Consider the following 19471-nt stretch of genomic DNA (forward strand, 5'->3'; position numbering starts at 1 on the left):
TGTAAATCAAGCGCATATAAAAGCGCGGCAACTAAACGTAGAACCTGTCTTATTGAGCTTTCCGGCGAGAGTTCAATGGGACAGGTTCCAGAAAACTCAACGTTATTAGATAGATAAGGAATAACCCATGTCAGAACGTTTCCCAAATGACGTGGATCCGATCGAAACTCGCGACTGGCTCCAGGCGATCGAATCGGTCATCCGTGAAGAAGGTGTTGAGCGTGCTCAGTATCTGATCGACCAACTGCTTGCTGAAGCCCGCAAAGGCGGTGTCAACGTAGCCGCAGGCACCGGTATCAGCAACTACATCAACACCATCCCCGTTGAAGAACAACCGGAGTATCCGGGTAATCTGGAACTGGAACGCCGTATTCGTTCAGCTATCCGCTGGAACGCCATCATGACGGTTCTGCGTGCGTCGAAAAAAGACCTCGAACTGGGCGGCCACATGGCGTCCTTCCAGTCTTCCGCAACCATTTATGATGTGTGCTTTAACCACTTCTTCCGTGCACGCAACGAGCAAGATGGCGGCGACCTGGTTTACTTCCAGGGCCACATCTCCCCGGGCGTTTACGCACGTGCTTTCCTGGAAGGTCGTCTGACTCAAGAGCAGCTGGATAACTTCCGTCAGGAAGTTCACGGCAATGGCCTCTCTTCCTATCCGCACCCGAAACTGATGCCGGAATTCTGGCAGTTCCCGACCGTATCTATGGGGCTGGGTCCGATTGGTGCTATTTACCAGGCTAAATTCCTGAAATATCTGGAACACCGTGGCCTGAAAGATACTTCTAAACAGACCGTTTACGCTTTCCTCGGCGACGGCGAGATGGACGAACCAGAATCCAAAGGTGCGATCACCATCGCTACCCGTGAAAAACTGGATAACCTGGTCTTCGTTATCAACTGTAATCTGCAGCGTCTTGACGGCCCGGTCACCGGTAACGGCAAGATCATCAACGAACTGGAAGGCATCTTCGAAGGTGCTGGCTGGAACGTGATCAAAGTGATGTGGGGTAGCCGTTGGGATGAGCTGCTGCGTAAAGATACCAGCGGTAAACTGATCCAGCTGATGAACGAAACCGTTGACGGCGACTACCAGACCTTCAAATCGAAAGATGGTGCATACGTTCGTGAACACTTCTTCGGTAAATATCCGGAAACCGCAGCTCTGGTTGCAGACTGGACTGACGAGCAGATCTGGGCGCTGAACCGTGGTGGTCACGATCCGAAGAAAATCTACGCTGCATTCAAGAAAGCGCAGGAAACCAAAGGCAAAGCGACAGTAATCCTTGCTCATACCATTAAAGGTTACGGCATGGGCGACGCAGCTGAAGGTAAAAACATCGCGCACCAGGTTAAGAAAATGAACATGGACGGCGTGCGTCATATCCGCGACCGTTTCAATGTGCCGGTGTCTGATGCTGATATCGAAAAACTGCCGTACATCACCTTCCCGGAAGGTTCTGAAGAGCATACCTATCTGCACGCTCAGCGTCAGAAATTGCACGGTTATCTGCCAAGCCGCCAGCCGAACTTCACCGAGAAGCTGGAGCTGCCGAGCCTGCAAGACTTCGGCGCGCTGCTGGAAGAGCAGAGCAAAGAGATCTCTACCACTATCGCTTTCGTTCGTGCCCTGAACGTGATGCTGAAGAACAAGTCGATCAAAGATCGTCTGGTACCGATCATCGCCGACGAAGCGCGTACTTTCGGTATGGAAGGTCTGTTCCGTCAGATTGGTATTTACAGCCCGAACGGTCAGCAGTACACCCCGCAGGACCGCGAGCAGGTTGCTTACTATAAAGAAGACGAGAAAGGTCAGATTCTGCAAGAAGGGATCAACGAGCTGGGCGCAGGTTGTTCCTGGCTGGCAGCGGCGACCTCTTACAGCACCAACAATCTGCCGATGATTCCGTTCTACATCTATTACTCGATGTTCGGCTTCCAGCGTATCGGCGATCTGTGCTGGGCTGCTGGCGACCAGCAGGCACGTGGCTTCCTGATCGGCGGTACTTCCGGTCGTACCACCCTGAACGGCGAAGGTCTGCAGCACGAAGATGGTCACAGCCACATTCAGTCGCTGACTATCCCGAACTGTATTTCTTACGACCCGGCTTACGCTTACGAAGTTGCTGTCATCATGCATGATGGTCTGGAGCGTATGTACGGTGAGAAACAAGAGAACGTTTACTACTACATCACTACGCTGAACGAAAACTACCACATGCCGGCAATGCCGGAAGGTGCTGAGGAAGGTATCCGTAAAGGTATCTACAAACTCGAAACCATTGAAGGTAGCAAAGGTAAAGTTCAGCTGCTGGGCTCCGGTTCTATCCTGCGTCACGTCCGTGAAGCGGCAGAGATCCTGGCGAAAGATTATGGCGTAGGTTCTGACGTATATAGCGTGACCTCCTTCACCGAACTGGCGCGTGATGGTCAGGATTGTGAACGCTGGAATATGCTGCACCCGCTGGAAACTCCACGCGTTCCGTATATCGCTCAGGTGATGAACGACGCTCCGGCAGTGGCATCTACCGACTATATGAAACTGTTCGCTGAGCAGGTCCGTACTTACGTACCGGCTGACGACTACCGCGTACTGGGTACTGATGGCTTCGGTCGTTCCGACAGCCGTGAGAACCTGCGTCACCACTTCGAAGTTGATGCTTCTTATGTCGTGGTTGCGGCGCTGGGCGAACTGGCTAAACGTGGCGAAATCGATAAGAAAGTGGTTGCTGACGCAATCGCCAAATTCAACATCGATGCAGAAAAAGTTAACCCGCGTCTGGCGTAAGAGGTAAAAGAATAATGGCTATCGAAATCAAAGTACCGGACATCGGGGCTGATGAAGTTGAAATCACCGAGATCCTGGTCAAAGTGGGCGACAAAGTTGAAGCCGAACAGTCGCTGATCACCGTAGAAGGCGACAAAGCCTCTATGGAAGTTCCATCTCCGCAGGCGGGTATCGTTAAAGAGATCAAAGTCTCTGTTGGCGATAAAACCCAGACCGGCGCACTGATTATGATTTTCGATTCCGCCGACGGTGCAGCTGACGCTGCACCTGCTCAGGCAGAAGAGAAGAAAGAAGCAGCTCCGGCAGCAGCACCCGCGGCTGCGGCGGCAAAAGACGTAAATGTTCCGGATATCGGCAGCGACGAAGTCGAAGTGACCGAAATCCTGGTGAAAGTGGGCGACAAAGTTGAAGCTGAACAGTCGCTGATCACCGTAGAAGGCGACAAGGCTTCTATGGAAGTTCCGACTCCGTTTGCAGGCACCGTGAAAGAGATCAAAGTGACCGTGGGTGACAAAGTGTCTACCGGCTCGCTGATTATGGTCTTCGAAGTCGCGGGTGAAGCAGGCGCGGCAGCTCCGGCGGCTAAACAGGAAGCGGCTCCGGCAGCGGCCCCTGCACCAGCGGCTGGCGTGAAAGAAGTTAACGTTCCGGATATCGGCGGTGACGAAGTTGAAGTGACCGAAGTGATGGTGAAAGTGGGCGACAAAGTTGCCGCTGAACAGTCACTGATCACCGTAGAAGGCGATAAAGCGTCTATGGAAGTTCCGGCTCCGTTTGCAGGCGTCGTGAAGGAACTGAAAGTCAACGTTGGCGACAAAGTGAAAACTGGCTCGCTGATTATGATCTTCGAAGTTGAAGGCGCAGCACCTGCGGCAGCTCCTGCGAAACAGGAAGCGGCAGCGCCGGCTCCGGCAGCAAAAGCTGAAACTCCGGCAGCAGCACCGGCTGCGAAAGCAGAAGGCAAATCTGAATTTGCTGAAAACGACGCTTACGTTCACGCGACTCCGCTGATCCGCCGTCTGGCACGCGAATTTGGCGTTAACCTGGCGAAAGTGAAGGGCACTGGCCGTAAAGGTCGTATCCTGCGCGAAGACGTTCAGGCTTACGTGAAAGAAGCGATCAAACGTGCAGAAGCGGCTCCGGCGGCAACTGGCGGCGGTATCCCTGGCATGCTGCCGTGGCCGAAGGTGGACTTCAGCAAGTTTGGTGAAATCGAAGAAGTGGAACTGGGCCGCATCCAGAAAATCTCTGGTGCGAACCTGAGCCGTAACTGGGTGATGATCCCGCATGTTACTCACTTCGACAAAACCGATATCACTGAGCTGGAAGCGTTCCGTAAACAGCAGAACGAAGAAGCAGCGAAACGTAAGCTGGATGTGAAGATAACCCCAGTTGTCTTCATCATGAAAGCCGTTGCTGCGGCACTTGAGCAGATGCCTCGCTTCAACAGTTCTCTGTCGGAAGACGGTCAGCGTCTGACCCTGAAGAAATACATCAACATCGGTGTGGCGGTGGATACCCCGAACGGTCTGGTTGTTCCGGTATTCAAAGACGTCAACAAGAAAGGCATCATCGAGCTGTCTCGCGAGCTGATGACTATTTCTAAGAAAGCGCGTGACGGTAAGCTGACTGCGGGCGAAATGCAGGGCGGTTGCTTCACCATCTCCAGCATCGGCGGCCTGGGTACTACCCACTTCGCGCCGATTGTGAACGCGCCGGAAGTGGCTATCCTCGGCGTTTCCAAGTCCGCGATGGAGCCGGTGTGGAATGGTAAAGAGTTCGTGCCGCGTCTGATGCTGCCGATTTCTCTCTCCTTCGACCACCGCGTGATCGACGGTGCTGATGGTGCCCGTTTCATTACCATCATTAACAACACGCTGTCTGACATTCGCCGTCTGGTGATGTAAGTAAAAGAGCCGGCCCAACGGCCGGCTTTTTTCTGGTAATCTCATGAATGTATTGAGGTTATTAGCGAATAGACAAATCGGTTGCCGTTTGTTGTTTAAAAATTGTTAACAATTTTGTAAAATACCGACGGATAGAACGACCCGGTGGATGATGGGCGTCATAAAAAAAACGTCAGACCCGCCGGAGATAAATATATAGAGGTCATGATGAGTACTGAAATCAAAACTCAGGTCGTGGTACTTGGGGCAGGCCCCGCAGGTTACTCCGCTGCCTTCCGTTGCGCTGATTTAGGTCTGGAAACCGTAATCGTAGAACGCTACAACACCCTCGGCGGTGTTTGCCTGAACGTCGGCTGTATCCCTTCTAAAGCACTGCTGCACGTAGCAAAAGTTATCGAAGAAGCCAAAGCGCTGGCTGAACACGGTATCGTCTTCGGCGAACCGAAAACCGATATCGACAAGATTCGTACCTGGAAAGAGAAAGTGATCAATCAGCTGACCGGTGGTCTGGCTGGTATGGCGAAAGGCCGCAAAGTCAAAGTGGTCAACGGTCTGGGTAAATTCACCGGGGCTAACACCCTGGAAGTGGAAGGTGAGAACGGCAAAACCGTGATCAACTTCGACAACGCGATCATTGCAGCGGGTTCTCGCCCGATCCAACTGCCGTTTATTCCGCATGAAGATCCGCGTATTTGGGACTCCACAGATGCGCTGGAACTGAAAGAAGTACCAGAACGCCTGCTGGTAATGGGTGGTGGTATCATCGGTCTGGAAATGGGGACCGTATACCACGCGCTGGGTTCACAGATTGATGTGGTTGAAATGTTCGACCAGGTTATCCCGGCAGCTGACAAAGACATCGTTAAAGTCTTCACCAAGCGTATCAGCAAGAAATTCAACCTGATGCTGGAAACCAAAGTTACCGCCGTTGAAGCGAAAGAAGACGGCATTTATGTGACGATGGAAGGCAAAAAAGCACCAGCTGAACCGCAGCGTTACGACGCCGTGCTGGTAGCGATTGGTCGTGTGCCGAACGGTAAAAACCTCGACGCAGGCAAAGCGGGCGTGGAAGTGGACGACCGTGGTTTCATCCGCGTTGATAAACAGCTGCGTACCAACGTACCGCACATCTTTGCTATCGGCGATATCGTCGGTCAGCCGATGCTGGCACACAAAGGTGTTCACGAAGGTCACGTTGCCGCTGAAGTTATTGCCGGTAAGAAACACTACTTCGATCCGAAAGTTATCCCGTCTATCGCCTATACCGAACCAGAAGTTGCATGGGTGGGTCTGACTGAGAAAGAAGCGAAAGAGAAAGGCATCAGCTATGAAACCGCCACCTTCCCGTGGGCTGCTTCTGGTCGTGCTATCGCTTCTGACTGCGCAGACGGTATGACCAAGCTGATTTTCGACAAAGAATCTCACCGTGTGATCGGTGGTGCGATTGTCGGTACTAACGGCGGCGAGCTGCTGGGTGAAATCGGTCTGGCAATCGAAATGGGTTGTGATGCTGAAGACATCGCACTGACCATCCACGCGCACCCGACTCTGCACGAGTCTGTGGGCCTGGCGGCAGAAGTGTTCGAAGGTAGCATCACCGACCTGCCGAACCCGAAAGCGAAGAAGAAGTAATTCTTCGAGTGCCGGGACATCCGGTAATTAAAAAAGCGGCTAACCACGCCGCTTTTTTTTACGTCTGTAATTTACCTTTCCAGTCGCCTTGCTCCGTGCTCAGAGAGACGTTCGCGTACTGCTGACCGTTGCTCGTTATTCAATCGGGCAGTACGGTTACTGTCGTTTAGACGTTGTGGGCGGCTCTCCTGAACTTTCTCCCGAAAAACCTGACGTTGTTCAGGTGATGCTGATTGTATACGCTCACGCGCTGCCTCTCTTCGCTGCTGGTTCTGCGGGTTAGTCTGCATTTTCTCGCGAACCGCCTGGCGCTGCTCAGGCGAGGCTGACTGAATACGCTCACGTGCCGCTTCTCTTCTCTGCTGGTTCTGCGGGTTAGTCTGCATTCTCTCGCGGACTGCCTGGCGCTGCTCAGGAGAGGCCGACTGATAACGCTGACGAGCGGCGTCCTTTTGTTGCTGGGTCAGTGGTTGGCGACGGCTGAACTCGCGGAAGTCGTCATAGCTCCCATAGTGTTCCGCTTCATTAAATCGCTGTGCCGCAGCCTGACGTTGTGTATCTCGCGTAATGACGGGTGTGGCGTGTGTTCGTTGCTGAAACTGACTTGCTGCCGCCTGACGCTGGCTGTCGCGTGTTGGAGCAGGTAACTGCGTGGCGCTCATGCCGCCGTTGACATCGGTTTGGTGAAACCGCTTTGCCATATCCTGATCATGATAGGGCACACCATTACGGTAGTTTGGATTGTGCCGCCATGCCATGTTCTTATCAGTAAGATGCTCACCGGTGATACGGTTGAAATTGTTGACGTCGATATTGATGTTGTCGCCGTTGTGTTGCCAGCCATTACCGTCACGATGACCGCCATCGTGGTGGTGATAATCATCATCGTCATGATGATGGTCATCGTCCCAGTCGATGCTGCTGAATAGTGCGTACGTGGTAGCAACGCCCATGCTATAGCCGAATCCGCGCACAAAGCTGTCAACAAACGGTTCACCGGCTGGTGGTGGCAGATAAACCGGCGGATACGCAGTATTGGCCCAGTTCCCGTAAACCACGGATGGGTTGTAGTTGGGAATATAGACCACATCAGGATTGGCGGGCTCAATGGAAATGACGGTTGTTGCAGGCTCTGTAATGACAGGGTTGGCAGTTGTAACGGTATTGAATGGTATGACGGGAGCCGTGACTGTCTGTTTTACCGGTATAGCTTTCTTCGTTGTGGTAATAACTTTCTGTTCGGTTGATGACTTCAGCGAGCCGGTTTGTTGCGCCAGTTGCCGCAACCGCTGTACCGAGTCCATCACGTCCTGCGGCTGCGCCAGAAAAGCATCGCCCAGGTTTTGCACCCACTGCGGGTTTTCGCCCATTAACGCCATCAATTGCGGAAAAGCCACCAGCGATTTGACGCTGGCGTCCCACGGCTGGTCAGATACCGCCTGAATAGCAGCATCGCCTTGTTTAAGTGGATTATCGTGCGACCATTGCACTGCTTGCGCAACGTTTGCCGGATAGGTTGATGCCATTAACACTTGTGAAAGCAAAGAGTCGGGGTACAGCGCGACAGGTGCAACCCATTGATCTATTTGCGCAGTGCTGAATGCGGTTTTAACGACGGCGGGCGTTACGGGCGGTGCGGAAACCGTTGCAGGAAGCGTAACTGCGGTGATGTCAGGCGCAGCCAGTTGTGTCGATTGCGCTTCCACAGGCGCTTCCACTGTGCGGCTTTTTATATATAGCCCTGCAGAGGCGGCACAAAGCCCGGCACTGCAAATTAGCGCCAGCACATGGGGTTTAAACGGCAAAGTCATTTTCATAATTCGGATCTCAAGGAAATCGCAATGGTCGGCGAACTGCCACCCGCAGGTGCTGTGAATCCGAGTATAAAGAGGCGGTAGTTTAAATTTTGACTAATCTTGGGATTCGTTGAGAAAGGTGATTATCACCATGCGAATTAACGAAGTTTTTACGGAGGGAAACAATCTCTAGACCATCCTTAACGATTCAGCCACTTTTTTATGTTGCTTTTTTGTAAACAGATTAACACATCGTCAAAATCCTGCTATTCTGCCCGTTGCGGTACTGGGCATTTACCCTACAAACTGCTGTCTCACAGGAGCGTGAAGAGAATCGCCTGCCGCACTATGACAATGAGAGCGAGGAGAACCGTCGTGCTAGAAGAATACCGTAAGCACGTAGCTGAGCGTGCCGCTGAGGGGATTGCGCCCAAACCCCTGGATGCAAACCAAATGGCCGCACTTGTAGAGCTGCTGAAAAACCCGCCCGCGGGCGAAGAAGAATTCCTGTTAGATCTGTTAACCAACCGTGTTCCCCCTGGCGTCGATGAAGCAGCCTATGTAAAAGCAGGCTTCCTGGCTGCTGTCGCCAAAGGCGAAGCTAAATCCCCGCTGCTGACTCCGGAAAAAGCTATCGAACTGCTGGGCACTATGCAGGGTGGTTATAATATTCATCCGCTGATCGACGCGCTGGACGATGCCAAACTGGCACCGATTGCTGCCAAAGCACTGTCCCACACGCTGTTGATGTTCGATAACTTCTATGACGTAGAAGAGAAAGCCAAAGCAGGCAACGAATATGCGAAGCAGGTAATGCAGTCCTGGGCAGATGCCGAATGGTTCCTGAATCGCCCGGCGCTGGCTGAAAAACTGACCGTTACCGTCTTCAAAGTAACTGGCGAAACCAACACCGATGACCTTTCTCCAGCACCGGATGCGTGGTCACGCCCGGATATCCCACTGCACGCGTTGGCGATGCTGAAAAACGCCCGTGAAGGTATTGAGCCAGATCAGCCGGGTGTTGTTGGTCCGATCAAGCAAATCGAAGCTCTGCAACAGAAAGGTTTCCCGCTGGCCTATGTGGGTGACGTTGTGGGTACCGGTTCCTCGCGTAAATCTGCGACTAACTCCGTGCTGTGGTTTATGGGTGAAGATATTCCTCATGTACCGAACAAACGCGGCGGTGGTTTGTGCCTCGGTGGTAAAATTGCACCAATCTTCTTTAACACGATGGAAGACGCGGGTGCATTGCCAATCGAAGTCGACGTCTCTAACCTGAACATGGGCGACGTGATTGACGTTTACCCGTACAAAGGTGAAGTGCGTAACCACGAAACCGGCAAACTGCTGGCAACCTTCGAACTGAAAACCGACGTGCTGATTGATGAAGTGCGAGCAGGTGGCCGTATTCCGCTGATTATCGGGCGTGGCCTGACCACCAAAGCGCGTGAAGCACTCGGCCTGCCGCAGAGCGATGTGTTCCGTCAGGCGAAAGATGTCGCTGAGAGCGATCGCGGCTTCTCGCTGGCGCAGAAAATGGTCGGTCGTGCCTGCGGCGTGAAAGGCATTCGTCCGGGCGCGTACTGCGAACCGAAAATGACCTCTGTCGGTTCTCAGGACACCACCGGTCCAATGACCCGTGATGAACTGAAAGACCTGGCGTGCCTGGGCTTCTCGGCTGACCTGGTGATGCAGTCTTTCTGCCACACCGCGGCGTATCCGAAACCAGTTGACGTGAATACGCACCACACGCTGCCGGACTTCATTATGAACCGTGGCGGTGTGTCGCTGCGTCCGGGTGATGGCGTAATCCACTCCTGGCTGAACCGTATGCTGCTGCCGGATACCGTCGGTACTGGCGGTGACTCCCATACCCGTTTCCCGATCGGTATCTCTTTCCCGGCGGGCTCTGGTCTGGTGGCATTTGCAGCTGCAACAGGCGTAATGCCGCTGGATATGCCGGAATCCGTTCTGGTTCGCTTCAAAGGCAAAATGCAGCCAGGCATCACCCTGCGCGATCTGGTACACGCCATTCCGCTGTATGCGATCAAACAAGGTCTGCTGACCGTTGAGAAGAAAGGCAAGAAAAACATCTTCTCTGGTCGCATTCTGGAAATCGAAGGTCTGCCGGATCTGAAAGTTGAGCAGGCCTTTGAGCTGACCGATGCGTCCGCCGAGCGTTCTGCTGCCGGTTGTACCATCAAGCTGAACAAAGAGCCGATCATTGAATACCTGAACTCTAACATCGTCCTGCTGAAGTGGATGATCGCGGAAGGTTATGGCGATCGTCGTACCCTCGAACGTCGTATTCAGGGTATGGAAAAATGGTTGGCGAATCCTGAGCTGCTGGAAGCCGATGCTGATGCAGAATACGCAGCAGTAATCGATATCGATCTGGCTGATATCAAAGAGCCAATCCTCTGTGCACCGAACGACCCGGACGACGCACGTCCGCTGTCTGCGGTACAGGGCGAGAAGATCGACGAAGTGTTTATCGGTTCTTGCATGACCAACATCGGTCACTTCCGTGCCGCCGGTAAACTGCTGGATGCGCATAAAGGTCAGCTGCCGACCCGTCTGTGGGTGGCACCGCCAACGCGTATGGACGCCGCGCAGTTGACCGAAGAAGGCTACTACAGCGTCTTCGGTAAGAGTGGTGCGCGTATCGAGATCCCTGGCTGTTCCCTGTGTATGGGTAACCAGGCGCGTGTAGCGGACGGTGCGACGGTGGTTTCCACCTCTACCCGTAACTTCCCGAACCGTCTGGGGACTGGCGCGAACGTCTTCCTGGCTTCTGCGGAACTGGCTGCTGTTGCGGCGCTGATTGGCAAACTGCCGACGCCGGAAGAGTACCAGACCTACGTGGCGCAGGTAGATAAAACAGCCGTTGATACTTATCGTTATCTGAACTTCAACCAGCTTTCTCAGTACACCGAAAAAGCGGATGGGGTGATTTTCCAGACTGCGGTTTAATAAGTAAGCGCACCCGCTGCGCATAAACGAGACAATGCCCGGTGAATGAGATTCCCGGGCATTTTTTATTTCTAAACCATCGCCGTTCCGCTGTTTTTCTCCGATAAGGCTGCGATAATTAAATCAATGGCGCAATGCGATTTCGGCGCATTGCCGGGAGCAGAGGAACACACTATGGATTATGAATTTCTGCGCGATGTAACCGGAGTGGTAAAGGTGCGCATGTCCATGGGGCATGAAGTGGTCGGGCACTGGTTTAATGAAGAGGTAAAAGAAAACCTGGCCTTGCTTGATGAAGTGGAAGACGCCGCGCGCACGCTCAAAGGCAGCGAACGTTCCTGGCAGCGGGCAGGGCATGAATACACCCTGTGGATGGACTGTGAAGAGGTAATGGTTCGCGCCAATCAACTGGAATTCGCTGGCGATGAAATGGAAGAGGGGATGAACTACTACGACGAGGAAAGCCTGTCGCTGTGCGGCGTTGAGGACTTCTTGCAGGTAGTAGCGGCTTATCGCGATTTTGTGCAGCAGAAGTAGATTAATCAGGCGGAGCCTCTGTGCTCCGCCTGAGTCGTTAAACAGCTGGCATATTGCGCCCGTAATAAATCTCGCGCATCTCTTTCCACAGCGCCGCGGTAATTTCCTCACGCTCGCTGTCGGTTAAATCTTCTGGCCTTGTGTGGAACATATAGTGCTTAAGGTCGAACTCTTTAAGCAACATCTTGGTATGGAAGATATTTTCCTGATAGACGTTCACATCCACCATGTCATACAGCGCCTTCATATCCTCGGACATAAAGTTCTGAATCGAATTAATCTCATGGTCGATAAAGTGCTTCATACCGTTAATGTCGCGGGTAAAACCGCGCACGCGATAATCAATGGTCACGATATCGGATTCAAGCTGGTGGATCAGGTAATTCAGTGCCTTCAACGGAGAAATCACGCCGCAGGTCGAGACTTCAATATCAGCGCGGAAGGTACATAAACCGCCTTCAGGATGGCTTTCCGGATAGGTATGTACGCAAATATGACTTTTATCGAGATGGGCAACGACCGTTTCTGGCAGTGGTCCAGGGTGTTCTGTTTTGTCGATAAGTTTCGGGTCGACCGGTTCTTCACTCACCAGAATAGTGACGCTGGCACCCTGTGGTTCGTAATCCTGGCGGGCGATGTTAAGAATATTGGCTCCGATAATGGAACAGGTTTCTGACAGAATTTCGGTCAGGCGGTTGGCATTATAGAGTTCATCGATATAAGCGATATAACCGTCGCGCTCTTCGGCAGTTTTGGCATAGCAGATATCGTAAATACAAAAACTCAGACTTTTGGTCAGATTATTAAAGCCATGCAGTTTCAGTTTTTTCAATTTCTTATCTTCTCCTTAGGACGGCTGTGAGGCCAGTGCGTCTTGCAGATACTGAGGTAAGGCAAAAGCTGCCGTATGGACTGCCGGATTGTAATAACGGCATTTCAGGCCAGAAGCGAGAAAACGCGCCTGAATAATTTCGGTTGAGAGATGGCGCAAGGCGTTGTTATCTGTCGCCCATGCAAAGGTCATGATGCCGCCGTAATAGGTCGGGATTGCCGCCTGATAAAAGCCAACATCGCTGAAGTAATGGCTGAGTTTACGATAGCTGTCAATGGCCTCTTCCTGCTGTAAAAAGCAGACGCCGTTCTGTGCGACAAAAATACCGCCAGGATTCAGGCAACGTTTGCAGCCTTCATAAAATGCTGAGGTGAAAAGACTTTCGCCGGGACCGATAGGATCGGTGCAGTCGGAGATAATGACATCAAAGGTCTGGCTGGTTTGATTAACGAAATTGACGCCATCGTCGATCACCAGTTTAAAGCGCGGATCGTCGTAGCTACCGGCGTTATGGTTGGGCAGATACTGACGGCAGAACGACACGACACCCGCATCGATTTCCACCATCGTGATTGACTCAACGTTTTTATGTCGGGTCACTTCACGCAGCATGGCACCGTCGCCGCCGCCGATAATCAGCACATGTTTCGCGTGACCGTGGGCTAATAGCGGAACGTGGGTCATCATCTCATGATAGATAAACTCGTCGCGCTCGGTGGTTTGTACTACGCCATCCAGCGCCATTACGCGGCCAAATGCAGCGTTCTCAAAAATGATCAGATCCTGGTGATCGGTCTTTTCATGATACAGAACGTTATCTACCGCAAAGTACTGCCCAAACTGGTCGTGTAGCGTTTCATGCCACTGTTTTTTTTCGGCCATGGGTTGATACCTCCTTTGTTAACACCCGTAAAAAAAGGGCGCAACATAATAGCTAACATTGACCGCGGATGCACGGTCAATATTTCTACAAAAAGGTATCAGGGATTATTTGACGTAGGCAAGCAGGCTTAAGGAATCGCGGGCCAGGGCTTTGCACTTTTTAGCGACGGGAATGCCAATGCCGCTGAGATCGCGGTAGCTGTCTTCACCGAGGGCTTTCATGTCGAAGGTGTCGTAATTACTGAGATCCCACTGGTTTTGCTGGGCAAAAAAGACCAGTGCGCGACGAATCTGCCCGTTTGGTAAGTTCTGGTAACCACAATCGTTTTTCAGAAAGACAAAAACTGCCGTTAAATCGGCCATATCTTCGGCTTCAGACTCGCTGAGCGCGTAACTGTTTGCGCAGACGGCCATCAAGCTGCCGAATAACACTGTTCTGAAAAACGTCTTCATTGCTTCTACCAGGGGCTTAAAGAAGATAAACGTTAGCACACTGCGAGCGAGGCGACGACCATTATTGTTGATTAAATTGTGTCTGCGGCTTGACCTTCCCGTAAGGGGAAGGACTATGCTCAACGTTTGATTTTGTTTCGCCTGCTTAAGAATAAGGAAATAACTATGCAACGTCGTGATTTCTTAAAATATTCCGTCGCGCTGGGCGTGGCTTCAGCCTTACCGCTGTGGAGCCGCGCAGTATTTGCGGCGGAACGCCCAACGTTACCGATCCCTGATTTGCTCACGACTGATGCCCGCAATCGTATTCAGTTAACTGTTGGCACAGGCCAGTCCACCTTTGCCGGAAAAACGGCAACTACCTGGGGCTATAACGGCAATCTGCTGGGGCCGGCGGTGAAATTACAGCGCGGCAAAGCGGTAACGGTTGATATCTATAACCAACTGACGGAAGAAACGACGTTGCACTGGCACGGGCTGGAAGTACCGGGTGAAGTCGACGGCGGCCCGCAGGGAATTATTCCGCCAGGTGGCAAGCGTACGGTGACGTTGAACGTTGATCAACCTGCCGCTACCTGCTGGTTCCATCCGCATCAACATGGCAAAACCGGGCGACAGGTGGCGATGGGGCTGGCGGGGCTGGTAGTGATTGAAGATGACGAGATTCTAAAATTAATGCTGCCAAAACAGTGGGGTATCGATGATGTCCCGGTGATCGTGCAGGATAAAAAATTTAACGCTGACGGGCAGATTGATTATCAACTGGATGTGATGACCGCTGCCGTGGGTTGGTTTGGCGATACGCTGCTGACCAATGGTGCTATCTACCCGCAACACGCCGCCCCGCGCGGCTGGCTGCGCCTGCGTTTGCTCAATGGCTGTAACGCCCGCTCGCTCAATTTCGCTACCAGTGACAATCGCCCGCTGTATGTGATTGCCAGCGACGGTGGTCTGCTACCTGAACCAGTGAAGGTGAGCGAGCTGCCGGTGCTGATGGGCGAGCGTTTCGAAGTGCTGGTGGAGGTTAACGACAACAAACCCTTTGATCTGGTGACGCTACCGGTCAGCCAGATGGGAATGGCAATTGCACCGTTTGACAAGCCGCATCCGGTAATGCGGATCCAGCCGATTTCCATTAGTGCTTCAGGTGCCTTACCTGACGCGTTAAGTAGCCTGCCAGCATTACCTTCGCTGGAAGGGCTGACGGTACGCAAGCTGCAACTCTCTATGGACCCGATGCTCGATATGATGGGGATGCAGATGCTGATGGAGAAATATGGCGATCAGGCGATGGCCGGGATGGATCACAGCCAGATGATGGGCCATATGGGGCACGGCAATATGAATCATATGAACCACGGCGGGAAGTTCGATTTCCACCATGCCAATAAAATCAACGGTCAGGCGTTTGATATGAATAAGCCGATGTTTGCGGCGGCGAAAGGGCAGTACGAGCGTTGGGTTATCTCTGGCGTGGGCGACATGATGCTGCATCCGTTCCATATCCACGGTACGCAGTTCCTTATCTTGTCGGAAAATGGCAAACCGCCAGCGACGCATCGCGCAGGCTGGAAAGATACTGTTAAGGTAGAAGGTAATGTCAGCGAAGTCTTGGTGAAGTTTAATCATGACGCCCCGAAAGAACATGCATATATGGCGCACTGCCATCTGCTGGAGCATGAAGATACGGGGATGATGTTAGGGTTTACGGTATAAAAAGACCGTATTCGGAAATATGCCCGGATCTCTCCGGGCATTATGGTTATTTCACATCATCCGGCAACGCATAAGCCACAATATAGTCGCCCATCTTCGTACCAAATGAACCGTGACCGCCTGCGGAGATCACCACATACTGCTTGCCATTCACTTCATAGGTCATTGGCGTAGCCTGACCACCCGCCGGTAAACGGCCCTGCCACAGTTTTTCACCGTTGCTCATGTTGTAAGCGCGTAGGTAGTTATCTGCCGTAGCGGCAATAAACAGCACGTTACCCGCCGTGGAGATTGGCCCGCCCAGCATCGGCATACCCATATTGAACGGCACCGGAACGGGCATCGGGAACGGCATGCTGTCCTGCGGCGTACCAATGCGTTTCTTCCACACCACTTCGTTGGTTTTCAGATCCAACGCCGAGATATAGCCCCATGCTGGCTGTTTACATGGCAGACCAAACGGCGAAAGGAACGGGTTGAGTGTAACGCCATACGGTACGCCGTACTGTGGCTGAATGCCGGATTCCGTACCGGTGCCTTTGGCATCTTTCGGCTGTTCCATCGGGTTACCAGGACCGCGTGGGATCAGTTTCGAAACAAACGGCAGTGCCATTGGGTTAGCAATTGCTACTTCACGATTCGGATCAACGGAAATCCCGCCCCATTCGAACATTCCCAGGTTACCCGGGAAGACCAGCGTACCCTGTTCAGATGGCGGGGTGAAAATGCCTTCATAGCGCATCTGGTGGAACATCACGCGGCACACCAGTTGGTCAAACATGGTGGCTCCCCACATATCCGCACCGCTCAAATCTTTCGTCGGACGGAAGCTCAGTTCCGAGAAGGGTTGAGTAGGGGTCACGTAATCGCCTTTCGCTGCACCTTGTGGAACCGGTTTTTCCGGGGCTGGAACCACCAGTTCACCATTACGACGATCGAGCACAAAAATGTTGCCGGTTTTCGCTGGAGCGTAAATAACCGGAACTTTTTGACCATTAACGGTAATATCTGCCAGCGTTGGCTGTGCCGGAAGATCCATATCCCACAGGTCGTGGTGAACGGTCTGATAGCTCCACGCCAGTTTCCCGGTAGTGGCATTCAGCGCCAGAATCGAGCTGGCATAACGTTCCTGTTCTGGGGTGCGGTTACCGCCCCAGATATCTGGCGTGGTCACACCCATCGGCAGATACACCAGATCCAGCTTCGCGTCATAGGCCGCAGGTGCCCACGAGTTTGGTGAGTTAAAGGTAAAGGTGTGTTCGTCAGACGGGATCGCATTCGGATCTTTCGCGCCCGGATCAAAGGCCCACAACAGCTCCCCGGTATTGACATCAAAACCACGGATCACGCCAGACGTTTCGCGGGTTGAGAAGTTATCAGTGACGGAACCCGCCATCACGATGGTTTTATCAGTGATAATCGGTGGTGAAGTCGGCTCATACAGACCCGGTTTGGTGTCCGGCATATTGCTTTGCAGATTGAGTACGCCTTTATTGGCAAAGGTTTCGCACAGCTTGCCGTTTTCAGCGTTAATCGCAATCAGGCGGCCATCATTGACCGGGAGAATGATACGACGCGGGCAATCCGCCATCACTTCCGGCGAAGCAGTTTCTGCTTTGGCTTCATGATAAGAGACACCACGGCAGGTTACGTGCTGGAAAGACTCGTTGGTTTTCAGTTCAGGATCGTAATGCCATTTCTCTTTGCCGCTGGCGGCATCGAGCGCAAACAAACGCTGGTGAGCGGTACACAGGTAAAGCGTGTCGCCTACTTTAATCGGCGTCACTTCATTGGTGATTTCGCCCGGATCGTTCGGCTGCTTCACATCGCCAGTACGGAACACCCAGGCTTCTTTCAGCTTGTGGACGTTATCAGCGTTAATTTGTTTCAGAGGTGAAAAGCGTTGACCTTCCTGATTGCGACCATAGGCAGGCCAGTCCTGATCGGCAACGGGGGAGATAGCTTCGGCAGGTGTGGCATCGGCGCTTAAGGTGCCGTTGATTTCCTGCGGATCGTTAAATCCGGCCCAGGTCAGAATGCCACCGCTAATCAGCAGTGCCACCACCAGTGCGGCAACTGCGCCGCTGGTAGGAATGACCAGGCGACGCCAGACAAACGGCAGGATCAGCCAGATACCAAAGAAGACCAGAATGTCGCTGCGCGGAGTCAGCGCCCAGAAGTCGAAACCAACTTCCCAGACGCCCCAAATCATGGTGCCGAGCAGCAGGGCGGCGTATAGCCAAAGCGCAGCGCGTTTACTGCGCCACAGCATCCAGGCGACGCCGAGCATCACAAGGCCAGCGATAGGGTAGTACCAGGAGCCGCCAATCGCGACCAGCCAGCCTCCGCCAATGAGAAGATACAGCCCGCAAAGCGCTGCAAATAGGGCTGTTAGCGTGACGAGTAATCGTCGCGAGCCGGTATTGTTAATTGCCATAAAGAGACACCATTTCAATTCATTAATATTTTAGTAGCAATTAATTATAGGTTTTAACATGTGTGATCGTCATCACAATTCGAGCTTTATTAACAGATTCCGCCAATGAATAGTTTTACTGGTATACTGCGTGTCTTGCGCTTTGTTGCGGTGCTGAAATCCACCCGTGCGAAGTGATTTGTTTTTAAATCATATGGTTAGAGATATGAAACATACTGTAGAAGTAATGATCCCCGAAGCGGAGATTAAAGCGCGTATCGCCGAACTGGGTCGTCAGATTACTGAGCGTTACAAAGACAGCGGCAGCGATATGGTGCTGGTAGGCCTGCTGCGTGGCTCATTTATGTTTATGGCGGACCTGTGCCGTGAAGTTCAGGTATCTCATGAAGTCGATTTTATGACCGCCTCCAGCTACGGTAGCGGCATGTCCACCACCCGCGATGTGAAAATCCTCAAAGATCTGGATGAAGATATCCGTGGCAAGGACGTGCTGATTGTTGAAGATATCATCGACTCGGGTAATACACTGTCGAAAGTGCGTGAAATCTTAAGCCTGCGCGAACCGAAGTCGCTGGCGATTTGTACGCTGCTGGATAAACCGTCCCGTCGTGAAGTGAATGTCCCGGTAGAATTTATCGGTTTCTCGATCCCGGATGAGTTTGTGGTGGGCTACGGCATTGATTACGCTCAGCGTTACCGCCATCTGCCGTACATCGGCAAAGTAGTGCTGCTGGACGAGTAAGTGCGGATGTGCCGGATGTGTTGCATCCGGCATGGTGTTTTTATTTGTGGTTGGCGTGTTTCAGCTTGAGATTGGAAATCCCGTGACGGTAACGTTGTTCAAGGGTTTCGCGGTTGGTGGCGGTAACATCCAGATCACGCAGCAAACCGTCGTGAATGCCGTAGGCCCAGCCGTGAATGGTAACTTTCTGCCCGCGTTTCCACGCTGATTGCATAATGGTGGAGTGGCCCAGGTTATACACCTGTTCCATGACGTTCAGTTCACACAAGGTATCCAGACGGCGCTCTTGCGGCATTTCGCCAAGCAATGAGCTATGTTTGAACCAGATATCGCGAATGTGCAGCAGCCAGTTGTTGATAAGCCCCAGTTCCGGGTTTTCAACTGCGGCCTGTACGCCGCCGCAACCGTAGTGGCCACAGATAATAATGTGTTCAACTTCGAGAACATCCACTGCATACTGAACCACGGAAAGGCAGTTCAGGTCGGTGTGAATGACCAGGTTAGCAACATTACGGTGAACAAAGAGTTCGCCCGGCTCAAGACCGGTTAAACGTTCTGCAGGAACGCGACTGTCGGAACATCCAATCCATAGAAAGCGCGGTTTTTGCGCTTGCGCCAGTTTCTCAAAAAACCCGGGATCCTCTTCCACCAGCATTTTTGACCATAGTGCATTGTTGCTGATGAGTGTATCTATGTCTTTCATGGAGGTTAACGACCTGTAACCAAATAATTACGTTTGGCTAATATAGGGCAACTCCGGGACGATTTAAACC

13 protein-coding genes are annotated in these 19471 nt (G+C 52.5%); 7 read left to right on the plus strand and 6 right to left on the minus strand.

What is annotated here, in order from left to right:
* Positions 1-127: 127 nt before the first annotated feature.
* From aceE to lpdA, 3 genes are all read left to right on the plus strand, one after another.
* The gene (gene aceE, locus FQZ95_RS11545; RefSeq protein WP_000003821.1) at positions 128-2791 is read left to right on the plus strand and encodes a pyruvate dehydrogenase (acetyl-transferring), homodimeric type; all 2664 of its coding nucleotides are present in this window, start codon (positions 128-130) and stop codon (positions 2789-2791) included.
* A 14-nt stretch (positions 2792-2805) separates the two neighbouring features.
* The gene (aceF, locus tag FQZ95_RS11550; RefSeq protein WP_160530199.1) at positions 2806-4698 is read left to right on the plus strand and encodes a pyruvate dehydrogenase complex dihydrolipoyllysine-residue acetyltransferase; all 1893 of its coding nucleotides are present in this window, start codon (positions 2806-2808) and stop codon (positions 4696-4698) included.
* 207 nt (positions 4699-4905) lie between these two features.
* Positions 4906-6330: a dihydrolipoyl dehydrogenase gene (lpdA, locus tag FQZ95_RS11555; protein WP_000102485.1), complete on the plus strand. Its 1425-nt coding sequence runs from the start codon at positions 4906-4908 to the stop codon at positions 6328-6330.
* 71 nt (positions 6331-6401) lie between these two features.
* On the opposite strand, the gene FQZ95_RS11560 is transcribed toward lpdA, so the two are convergent.
* Entirely contained in the window at positions 6402-8147 is a 1746-nt protein-coding gene (locus tag FQZ95_RS11560) for a DUF3300 domain-containing protein (RefSeq protein ID WP_160530200.1), read from the minus strand.
* A gap of 354 nt (positions 8148-8501) precedes the next feature.
* Between FQZ95_RS11560 and acnB the strand changes: the two genes are divergently transcribed.
* Together acnB and yacL are read left to right on the plus strand one after the other, a co-directional pair.
* Positions 8502-11099: a bifunctional aconitate hydratase 2/2-methylisocitrate dehydratase gene (gene acnB / locus FQZ95_RS11565; RefSeq protein ID WP_160530201.1), complete on the plus strand. Its 2598-nt coding sequence runs from the start codon at positions 8502-8504 to the stop codon at positions 11097-11099.
* Between the two features lie 174 nt (positions 11100-11273).
* Positions 11274-11636: a protein YacL gene (gene yacL / locus FQZ95_RS11570; RefSeq protein ID WP_160530202.1), complete on the plus strand. Its 363-nt coding sequence runs from the start codon at positions 11274-11276 to the stop codon at positions 11634-11636.
* A 37-nt stretch (positions 11637-11673) separates the two neighbouring features.
* Here the strand turns inward: yacL and speD are convergent, their stop codons facing one another.
* The 3 genes from speD to FQZ95_RS11585 form a co-directional block, all read right to left on the minus strand.
* On the minus strand, positions 11674-12468 hold the full coding sequence (gene speD, locus FQZ95_RS11575) for an adenosylmethionine decarboxylase (RefSeq protein WP_160530203.1): 795 nt from the start codon (positions 12466-12468) through the stop codon (positions 11674-11676).
* Positions 12469-12483: 15 nt separating this feature from the next.
* A complete protein-coding gene (speE, locus tag FQZ95_RS11580; RefSeq protein ID WP_160530204.1) occupies positions 12484-13350 on the minus strand; it encodes a polyamine aminopropyltransferase in 867 nt (288 codons plus the stop codon).
* 105 nt (positions 13351-13455) lie between these two features.
* Positions 13456-13803: a YacC family pilotin-like protein gene (locus FQZ95_RS11585; protein WP_001295568.1), complete on the minus strand. Its 348-nt coding sequence runs from the start codon at positions 13801-13803 to the stop codon at positions 13456-13458.
* 165 nt (positions 13804-13968) lie between these two features.
* Here FQZ95_RS11585 and cueO point away from each other — a divergent pair, with 165 nt between their 5' ends.
* Positions 13969-15519: a multicopper oxidase CueO gene (cueO, locus tag FQZ95_RS11590; protein ID WP_160530205.1), complete on the plus strand. Its 1551-nt coding sequence runs from the start codon at positions 13969-13971 to the stop codon at positions 15517-15519.
* A 46-nt stretch (positions 15520-15565) separates the two neighbouring features.
* Here cueO and gcd read toward each other — a convergent pair whose 3' ends face one another.
* Positions 15566-17956, minus strand: coding sequence for a quinoprotein glucose dehydrogenase (gcd, locus tag FQZ95_RS11595; RefSeq protein WP_160530206.1), 2391 nt, complete (start codon positions 17954-17956; stop codon positions 15566-15568).
* 205 nt (positions 17957-18161) lie between these two features.
* Between gcd and hpt the strand changes: the two genes are divergently transcribed.
* On the plus strand, positions 18162-18698 hold the full coding sequence (gene hpt, locus FQZ95_RS11600; protein WP_000683336.1) for a hypoxanthine phosphoribosyltransferase: 537 nt from the start codon (positions 18162-18164) through the stop codon (positions 18696-18698).
* Positions 18699-18738: 40 nt separating this feature from the next.
* Here hpt and can read toward each other — a convergent pair whose 3' ends face one another.
* Positions 18739-19401, minus strand: a complete 663-nt coding sequence (gene can, locus FQZ95_RS11605; RefSeq protein WP_000651599.1) for a carbonate dehydratase — start codon at positions 19399-19401, stop codon at positions 18739-18741.
* Between the last annotated feature and the right edge of the window lie 70 nt (positions 19402-19471).

This window comes from Escherichia sp. HH41S, from assembly GCF_009820115.1.
Taxonomy (GTDB): Bacteria; Pseudomonadota; Gammaproteobacteria; order Enterobacterales; family Enterobacteriaceae; genus Escherichia; species Escherichia coli_F.

Coding starts and splice junctions, on each gene's coding strand:
- aceF (WP_160530199.1), top strand. CDS start 2,806: ATGGCTATCGAAATCAAAGTACCGGACATCGGGGCTGATGAAGTTGAA.
- FQZ95_RS11560 (WP_160530200.1), bottom strand. CDS start 8,147: ATGAAAATGACTTTGCCGTTTAAACCCCATGTGCTGGCGCTAATTTGC.
- cueO (WP_160530205.1), top strand. CDS start 13,969: ATGCAACGTCGTGATTTCTTAAAATATTCCGTCGCGCTGGGCGTGGCT.
- yacL (WP_160530202.1), top strand. CDS start 11,274: ATGGATTATGAATTTCTGCGCGATGTAACCGGAGTGGTAAAGGTGCGC.
- speE (WP_160530204.1), bottom strand. CDS start 13,350: ATGGCCGAAAAAAAACAGTGGCATGAAACGCTACACGACCAGTTTGGG.
- lpdA (WP_000102485.1), top strand. CDS start 4,906: ATGAGTACTGAAATCAAAACTCAGGTCGTGGTACTTGGGGCAGGCCCC.
- gcd (WP_160530206.1), bottom strand. CDS start 17,956: ATGGCAATTAACAATACCGGCTCGCGACGATTACTCGTCACGCTAACA.
- FQZ95_RS11585 (WP_001295568.1), bottom strand. CDS start 13,803: ATGAAGACGTTTTTCAGAACAGTGTTATTCGGCAGCTTGATGGCCGTC.
- aceE (WP_000003821.1), top strand. CDS start 128: ATGTCAGAACGTTTCCCAAATGACGTGGATCCGATCGAAACTCGCGAC.
- hpt (WP_000683336.1), top strand. CDS start 18,162: ATGAAACATACTGTAGAAGTAATGATCCCCGAAGCGGAGATTAAAGCG.
- can (WP_000651599.1), bottom strand. CDS start 19,401: ATGAAAGACATAGATACACTCATCAGCAACAATGCACTATGGTCAAAA.